6 protein-coding genes are annotated in these 8804 nt (G+C 61.6%); 4 read left to right on the top strand and 2 right to left on the bottom strand.

What is annotated here, in order from left to right:
* A partial coding sequence (locus ACBR42_RS16495) for a transposase (protein WP_371208752.1) occupies window positions 1-243 on the top strand: 243 nt, incomplete at its 5' end.
* A gap of 87 nt (window positions 244-330) precedes the next feature.
* Here ACBR42_RS16495 and ACBR42_RS16500 read toward each other — a convergent pair.
* Window positions 331-978 (bottom strand): SOS response-associated peptidase, encoded by a 648-nt coding sequence (locus ACBR42_RS16500; RefSeq protein ID WP_371208753.1) that lies wholly within the window; start codon window positions 976-978, stop codon window positions 331-333.
* A gap of 13 nt (window positions 979-991) precedes the next feature.
* Complete coding sequence (locus ACBR42_RS16505) at window positions 992-3094, bottom strand: ATP-dependent helicase (RefSeq protein ID WP_371208754.1); 2103 nt, start codon at window positions 3092-3094, stop codon at window positions 992-994.
* Between the two features lie 157 nt (window positions 3095-3251).
* On the opposite strand from ACBR42_RS16505, the gene ACBR42_RS16510 reads away from it, so the two are divergent.
* Genes ACBR42_RS16510 through ACBR42_RS16520 form a run of 3 tightly spaced genes read left to right on the top strand, consistent with a single transcriptional unit; the run spans window position 3252 to window position 8624 of the window.
* Window positions 3252-4016, top strand: coding sequence for an ImuA family protein (locus tag ACBR42_RS16510; RefSeq protein ID WP_371208755.1), 765 nt, complete (start codon window positions 3252-3254; stop codon window positions 4014-4016).
* Window positions 3931-5454 carry a DNA polymerase Y family protein gene (locus tag ACBR42_RS16515; RefSeq protein WP_371208756.1) on the top strand — a complete coding sequence of 508 codons (1524 nt, stop codon included), beginning with the start codon at window positions 3931-3933 and terminating at the stop codon, window positions 5452-5454. The genes ACBR42_RS16510 and ACBR42_RS16515 overlap by 86 nt, the downstream gene beginning before the upstream one ends.
* Window positions 5451-8624, top strand: coding sequence for an error-prone DNA polymerase (locus ACBR42_RS16520; RefSeq protein ID WP_371208757.1), 3174 nt, complete (start codon window positions 5451-5453; stop codon window positions 8622-8624). The genes ACBR42_RS16515 and ACBR42_RS16520 overlap by 4 nt, the downstream gene beginning before the upstream one ends.
* The last annotated feature ends 180 nt before the right edge of the window (window positions 8625-8804 follow it).

The following is an 8804-nucleotide window of genomic DNA, read 5'->3' on the forward strand; positions in this document are numbered from 1 at the left end:
CATGAAGGCGCTCGTGATATGGCCCGCGACATTGCCTTAACCGACGCCTATATTATCTCCAGACGAGAACGAAAGAAGGTCGAAATGCTGTTTGCTCACCTCAAGCGCATTTTGAAGATCGATCGGTTGAGGCTCAGAGGACCAAACGGCGCCCGTGATGAGTTCCATCTCGCCGCAGCTGCCCAAAATCTCCGCAAAATGGCGAAACTGATACCTCCCGGAGCGCCTGCCTTATCCACCTGAGGCAAGAAAGCTGCACTTATGTCGAAGTGGCTTGGCAACACTTTCACTCTTCACCTTGAGTTTTTCAACACTATCCCCCCGTTGCAGTCATTCCAAAGGCCGCGGAGGATCGACACAAGCAAGCATGCCATCCGACAAGGGGCGTTGAAGACGCAAAGCCTCGCTGACAGACGCATTCATCCACACGTCCAGTTCATCCGGCTGCCTCAGAATGACCGGCATGGCCTTCGGATGGATCGCCCCCACTTCCCTGTTGGCCTCAGTGGTCAGAAACCCGAACAGGTCATCCGTCGTCTCGCCGTCCGCCAGTTTCCGCACCGACGTCCACCGGCACCAGATCCCGGCAAAGAAAGCCAGCGGTTCTCCGTCGCTGCGGGCAAACCACACCGGTCGTGATTTCCCATCAGGCAGGCGCTCGGGTTCCGAGAACGCCGTCAGCGGCACCAGACAGCGGTGCGCCACCCCTTCCCAGCGCTTCCACCATGTCGAGGTCGGATTGCGGATATTGGTCACACCGCGATCCACCTTATGGCCTTTCAGGTAACCGAGCGGTGTCGGCATGCCCCAGCGCGCCATGACCAGTTCACGACCGCCTTCTCCGTTCCGCACGATCGGCGCCATGATGTTCGGCCAGATCTCGGGCAGTAGCTGGAGATTCCCCGTGCGGTCCTCAAGGACTTTCGCGATCTCGTGGATTGCCTGCGGGTTGGAAGTCATGGAATAGAGATTGCACATCCGCGTTGCTCCCTTACGACCACATGCTGCGTAATCTGGCTGCCATATCGATCCTTACGGATTTCACGGCCTCCTGCCGGGCCTGCTCTTCCGGCTTTACGACCGGCCAGGCTACGGACTGGAACAAAGGCAGCATGTCCCGGTCGATAAAGCGTGTGCGAGAGGCATAGACATGCCGGTCGCCCCGGCTGTGCTGCCCATGCACATAGAAACACTGCGGCACCATGATATCGAGACTGTCCTTCGCCCGTGTCATGGCGACATAGAGCAGCCGGCGTTCCTCCTCGATGTCGTCCTGTTCACCGGTGGCCAGATCAGACGGAATGCACCCATCGACCGCGTTCATAACGAACACGTTCTTCCACTCCTGTCCCTTGGCCGAATGAATGGTCGAGAGGATCAGATAGTCTTCATCCAGCAACGGCACGCCAGCCTGATCGGATGTGGCATCCGGCGGGTCCAGCGTCAGTTCAGTCAGGAACTTCTCTCGTGACGGATATCCCCCGGCAATCTGCTCAAGCTGCACCAGATCGGCCAGCCGCGTGGAAGCGTCCTCATGCAGCCGCTCCAGATGCGGTTCATACCAGTACCGCACGGCTGCAATTTCGCCCGGCCAGCCGACCTGATGGCTGCCAAGAGTGATGAGCGTGTTCACGAAACCCGCCCAGGCCTCACCACTGCGCTGCGGGGCTTTGACATCCTTCAGCGCCTCGAACGGATGCGCACTCTCGCCCATCGTATCCAGCACGCGTCGGGCCGAACCCGGCCCCACGCCGGGGAGAAGCTGCAACACCCGAAAGCCCGCGATGCGGTCGCGTGGGTTCTGGGCAAAACGCAATAGCGCCAGCACATCTTTCACATGCGCACTATCGAGAAACTTGAGGCCACCGAACTTCACGAACGGAATATTGCGCCGGGTCAGTTCCACCTCCAGCGTGCCGCTATGGTGTGACGCCCGGAACAGCACGGCCTGCTGCTTCATCGGTGTTCCCGCCTCCCGCTCTTCCAGCACCCGATCCGCGATGTAGTTCGCTTGGGCGGTATCGTCCCAGATGGTGACCAGTCGCGGCTTTTCCTCCGACACCCGTTCGGTCCACAGATCCTTGGTGAACCGCTCGGCCGCCTCACCAATCACGGCATTGGCGGCATCCAGAATGGGTTTCGTCGACCGATAATTCCGGTCCAGCGTCACCACATGAGCCGGGGGATCGAAGGATGCCGGAAAATCAAGAATGTTGCGCACGGTCGCGGCCCGGAAGGCATAGATGCTCTGCGCGTCATCACCCACCACCGTCAGGCCTCGGCCGTCGGGCTTCATGCCCATCAAAATGTCCGCCTGCAGTCGGTTCGTGTCCTGATACTCGTCAACCAGCACATGATCCCATTTGCCGCCGATGTCAGTGGCCAGAACCGGGTCGCTGACCATCTGCGCCCAGCACAGCAGCAGGTCGTCGTAATCCAGCACGCCCTGTTCCTGCTTCGCCGTGACATAACCGGCGAAGAGCTGTTTGAGCTGGGCTTCCCAGCCCGCGCACCACGGATAATGCTTCAGCAGCACATCGGCGAGCGGCGCGCCAGAATTCACCACACGGGAATAGATGGCCAGACACGTACCCTTGCCGGGAAACCGCTTTTCGGTTTTCGAAAACCCGAGATCATGCCGGATCAGATTCATCAAATCGGCGGAATCTTCCCGGTCATGGATCGAGAAGGCCGGGTCCATACCGATCTGCTGGGCATACTCCCGCAGCAGCCGCGCACCGATGGAATGAAACGTCCCGGCCCAGCCCAGCGCGTCCGCCAGAGGTCTGGCCTTGTCGCCGAGCACCGTTTTGCAGATGCGTTCCACCCGGCGCGTCATCTCCACACTGGCCCGGCGCGAGAAGGTCAGCAGCAGGATGCGGCGCGGATCAGCCCCTGAGGCGATCAGATGCGCGACCCGATGGGCCAGCGTGTTGGTCTTGCCAGATCCGGCACCGGCGATGACCAGCAGCGGGGATGAATCCGCCCCGCCTGCCGAGACTCCGGTCCCGTGCGTGACGGCCTGCCGCTGCGCGTCATTCAGACGGGACAGATAATCGTCGTGGTCCAGAGCGGGAGAAGTCTCTGAATTCAATTCCTTAAGGTACCTTCACCAATAATTCCGGGTGGTTATGCGTCCTGCATCATGCCTGAGGTGGTGCGAATTTGCATTGACTTCCATCGCCCCATCAGAACAAATCACGAACATATAATCATGAATTCCGCCTGCACAAGGGACATCGAGTCGTGACATGACTGCTGAAACCCATAAAAAACCCGGTCTTGAGACGCTGCGGGCCGCGATCAGCCGTCTCGAAGGACACAGCGACCGACGCCGCAGGATGCTGCCTTTTGGCGTGCGCGAGATCGACAGTCGCCTGCCCGGTGGCGGTCTGGCGCTGGGCGCCCTGCATGAGGTGGCCGGTGGTGGCAATGACGCCCTGCACAGTGCAGCCGCCGGTCAGTTCTGCGCCGGGATTGCCGCCCGCACGCGTGGCAAGGTGCTGTGGATTGTCACCCGTCAGGATGTGTTTGCTCCTTCCCTGAAACAGGTCGGGCTGTCGGCACGGCGGACCATTTTTGTCGAGGCCAGTTCGGACGTCGATGTGCTGGCCTGTTTTGAGGAAGGACTGCGGCATGGCGGCCTTGGGGCCGTGGTCGCGGAAGTAGCCCGCCTGTCCATGACCGCATCCCGCCGTCTGCAACTGGCGGCCGAGACGTCTGGCTCCCTTGGCATCGCGATACGCCGCTGGCGACGACAGACGGATGCGGCAGATTTTGGCCAGCCCACAGCGTCCGTCACCCGCTGGCGAGTGTCCGTCCTGCCGTCTGTGTCTTTGCCGGTGCCCGGTGTGGGACGCCCCCGCTGGCTGCTGGAACTGATCCGCGCCCGGGCGGGCGAATGTGCCGATTTTGAAGTGGAGGCCTGTGATGGCAAGGGTCGTCTCTCTTTACCTGCCACTCTGGCCGACAGACCGGATCAGGAAACGACTTGGGCCAGACGCGCCCACGCCTGAGACGCCGCTGGCGCTGGCCGGGCGTGAAGGACGGCGGCGGGTTGTCTTGTCGGTCGATCTCGCCGCCCGCAAGCTGGGGCTGCGCCCCGGCACGCCGGTCGCCAAGGCTCAGGCACTGTATCCTGATCTGGTGCTGATGGATGCCGATCCCGAAGGCGACCGGCGGGGGCTGGAAAAACTCGCCCTGTGGTTCCAGCACCGGATCGCGCCCATTGTAGCGGTCGATGCGCCAGACGGGCTGGTTCTGGACACAACCGGGGCGGATCACCTGCATGGCGGTGAACTCCCCATGCTCAAGGATATGGTTCACCGCATGGCGGGAGCCGGGTTTCGGGCAAAGGCCGTGGTGGCGGACACCTGGGGCGCTGCCCACGCACTGGCCCGCTATGGCCGGGCACCGATTGCCGTCGTGCCACCGGGTAACACCGCTTCTGTATTGGCCGATCTTCCCCTTGAAGCACTCCGCCTGCCCTCCCCTATCATTGAGGGTCTGGCCACGCTGGGCGTATCCCGTATCGGGCCACTGGCTGCCATGCCCCGCGCACCGCTGGCCTTGCGGTTTGGCCCCGACATCGCCCGCAGGCTGGATCAGGCGTTTGGACGCATCTGTGAGGCCATCGTCCCGGTGCGGCCTGTCGATCCCGTGGAGGTCAGCCGCAATTTTGCCGAGCCGATCGGGGCCGCCGAGACCATTGCCCGTTATATCGGCAAACTGGTGCCGCTGCTCTGCCAGGGACTGGACGAACGCGGACAGGGCGTGCGTCGTCTTGACCTGCTGCTGCATCGGGTGGACAGCCGCACCGAGGCGATCCGGGTGGCGACCGCCATGCCGGTACGTGACGTCACACGCCTGACGCGACTACTGTGCGAGAAAATCGAGACCATCGATCCGGGGTTCGGCATCGAGCGCATGGTGCTGATCGCGTCCCTGGCGGAGCCCATGGATCGGCGACAGACCGTGTCTTCTCTGATCGCCGAGGAAGAAACCGATGTGTCCGACCTGATCGACACGCTGGCCAACCGTGTCGGCACGCAGGCGCTGTATCGCTTTGCCCCGGTGGAAAGCGATCTGCCCGAACGCTCCTTCTGCCGCGTGCCTGCCCTGGCCCCCGAGGAGACAAAGGACTGGCCGGAGCACTGGCCACGTCCCACCCGCCTGCTGGCACGACCTGAGCCGGTGCAGGCCATGGCGGAACTGCCGGACCAGCCGCCCCTGTTCTTCATCTGGCGGGGTGTGCGACGGAAGGTGAAATGCGCCGACGGGCCGGAACGTGTCTTCGGCGAATGGTGGAAGAATGACGCCGAACTGACCATCGCCCGCGATTACTTCCGGGTGGAGGATACCAGTGGAGAACGGTTCTGGCTCTACCGGGCCGGCGATGGCGAGCATGGCGAAACCGGCTCACAGGGCTGGTTTCTCCACGGGATCTTTGGATGAACTCCTTGGCACCGCGCTACGCCGAACTGCAGGTGACGACGTATTTCTCGTTCCTGCGTGGGGCGTCTTCTCCGATCGAACTGTTTGCGCAGGCAAAGGCGCTGGGCATCGAGGCGCTGGGCATCTGTGACCGCAACTCTCTGGCCGGGATGGTGCAGGCCCATGTTGCGGCAAAGCAGGTCGGGCTCCGCCTTGTTGTGGGATGCCGGCTCGATCTGGCGGATTTTCCGCCCGTGCTGGTCTACCCGATGGACCGGGCCGCCTATGGCCGTCTCTGCCGTCTACTCACCATAGGCAAAGCGCGTGCTGGCAAAGGGAAATGCCGTCTTCTCTGGGAGGATCTCGTCGCCTGGAGTGAAGGCCAGATCGTTGTCATGATCCCCGACATGGCGGACGATGCCTGCGGTCTGCATCTGCGCAAGCTGAAGGACGTCTTTGCCGACCGGGCCTACATGGCGCTGACACTGCTGCGCCGCCCCAATGACCAGATGCGTCTCTACGAACTGTCGAACCTTGCGCATCAGGCACGGGTACCAACCGTTGTGACCAATGACGTGCTGTTCCACACCCATGACCGGCGTATCCTGCAGGATGTCGTCACCTGCATCCGGCACAACACGACCATCGACGAGGCCGGGTTCGTCCGCGAACGTCATGCCGACCGTTATCTCAAGCCACCGCAGGAGATGGCCCGGCTGTTCAGCCGTTACCCTGAAGCGGTCGCCCGCACCATGGACATTGTGGAGCGCTGCCGCTTCTCTCTGGATGATCTGGCCTACCAGTATCCCGATGAAGTCTCCGTGCCCGGTCAGACGCCGCAGCAGGCGCTGGAGGCTCTGACATGGGAGAGTACCCGTTCCGTCTATCCGGATGGCGTACCGGATGACGTGGCGGAAACGCTCCGCCATGAACTCGGCCTGATCGGGCGGATGAACTACGCACCGTATTTCCTGACGGTGAACAGTATCGTCCGCTATGCCCGTTCTCAGGACATTCTCTGCCAGGGACGTGGCTCAGCGGCCAATTCTGCTGTCTGCTATGTGCTCGGCATCACTGCCATTGATCCGGCCCGTAACTCCCTCCTGTTCGAACGCTTCGTTTCCGAGGAGCGGGGCGAGCCACCGGACATTGATGTGGATTTCGAGCATGCACGACGTGAGCAGGTCATCCAGTGGGTCTATGAGCATTATGGGCGTGACCGCGCGGCCCTGACGGCCGTGGTGATCCGCTATCGCGCCAAGGGGGCCTTGCGGGATGTCGGCAAGGTCATGGACTTGCCGGAAGATCTGATCCGCACGCTCTCAGGCCAGATCTGGGGCTGGGGGCGGAAACTGGATGATGACGCACTGAATGAAACGGGTATCGACCTGTCGGATCGGCGTATCCGCCTGACGCTGGATCTGGCCCGCTGCCTGATCGGGACGCCCCGCCATCTGTCGCAGCATCCCGGTGGTTTTGTGCTGACGCATGACCGGCTGGATGAACTGGTGCCCATCGAACCGGCCTCCATGGAGGCCCGTCAGATCATCGAATGGGACAAGGACGATATCGACGTCCTGAAATTCATGAAGGTCGATATTCTGGCTCTCGGCATGCTGACCTGCATGAAGAAAGGTCTGGACCTGCTCGGGGAACACAAGGGCCAGCACTTCACGCTCCAGAGCATCCCGGCCGAAGATCCGCGCACCTACGCCATGATCAGGAAGGCCGATACGATCGGTGTGTTCCAGATTGAATCCCGCGCCCAGATGTCCATGCTGCCACGGCTCAAGCCGCGCGTGTTTTATGATCTCGTCATTGAAGTGGCGATCGTAAGGCCCGGACCAATCCAGGGGGATATGGTTCATCCGTATCTCCGCAGGCGCGAAGGGATTGAGCCGGAAAACTATCCGACACCTGAACTGGAAAAGGTTCTGAAAAAGACGCTTGGGATCCCGCTGTTTCAGGAACAGGCGATGCAGGTGGCCATGATCTGTGCCGGATTTACCGCCGCCGAGGCCGATCAGTTGCGTCGGGCCATGGCGACGTTCAAGAACACTGGTACCGTCTCACAATTTCAGACACGGCTGATCGAGGGCATGCGCGCCAACGGCTATGATGAGACCTTCGCCGAGCGGATCTATCAGCAGCTCGAAGGCTTTGGTTCCTACGGATTTCCCGAGAGCCACGCCGCCAGTTTCGCCATTCTGGCCTATTGGTCGTCGTGGATGAAATGCACGCATCCGGATGTGTTTCTGGCGTCACTCCTGAATTCCCAACCGATGGGGTTCTATGCACCCGCGCAACTGGTGCGCGATGCGCGGGAACATGGCGTGGAAATCCGGCCAGTTTGTGTGAACGCATCACGCTGGGACAGCACACTGGAAGGACCGGAAAAGCCCGATGGGATGCTCGCCGTGCGGCTGGGCATGAGTCTGGTGAAGGGGCTGGCCAATGGCGATGCCGCCCGCATTGTTGCCGCACGGGCCTCACGCCCGTTTACGTCGGTCGATGATCTATGGCGTCGGGCGGGTGTTAAAGCGGCAGCCCTGACCCATCTGGCCGAAGCGGACGCGTTCCGCCCTTCACTCGGGCTGGCACGGCGCGAAGCGCTGTGGGCAATCAAGGCTCTGCGCGATGAACCGCTGCCGCTGTTTGCGGCAGCACAGGTCACGCGGGAAGCGGATGAGCCGGATGTGTTGCTCCAGCCCATGCGGGATGGGGCAGAGGTGGTGCGGGACTATAATCGGCTTGGCCTGACCCTGCGGGATCATCCCGTTACTTTTCTGCGCAAGGATCTTCGGGCGCTAGACATCATATCCTGTCGGCAGGCCCTGAATGCCAAGGACGGCAAGCGTCTCACCGTAGCGGGGCTGGTACTGGTCCGGCAGCGGCCAGGCTCCGCCGAGGGCGTGGTATTCATGACGCTGGAGGACGAGACGGCCAACATGAACGTCATCATCTGGCCGGACATGTTCGACGCCAACCGGCGCGTCGTGCTGGGCGGGCAGATGCTGGCCGTGAAAGGCATGCTCCAGAAAGAAGGTGAGGTCGTGCATCTGGTGGCGAAGGAGATCACCGACTTCTCCAGGTTGCTGGCGGATGTCGAGAACCGATCATCCGCAGACACCACAACCGACATAGACTCTGGCAGTGAACGCCTCGTCGTCCGATCGCGCAATTTCCACTGAGCAATAAGGCCGCCGATAAAACTCACGCCATCGTGAGAATCCTCGTTATGGGCCGAACCTACGCTGCGCTTTCACTCCCATTTGCATCCTATGTGCATCCTGCGGTGCATTTCAGACAACAAAAAACCCGCCTGTTGAGGGCGGGTTTATCGTATCCGATCAGGGACTTATTCATGGTTG

It is taken from the genome of Komagataeibacter sp. SM21 (assembly GCF_041402665.1).
GTDB classification, from domain to species: domain Bacteria; phylum Pseudomonadota; class Alphaproteobacteria; order Acetobacterales; family Acetobacteraceae; genus Komagataeibacter; species Komagataeibacter saccharivorans.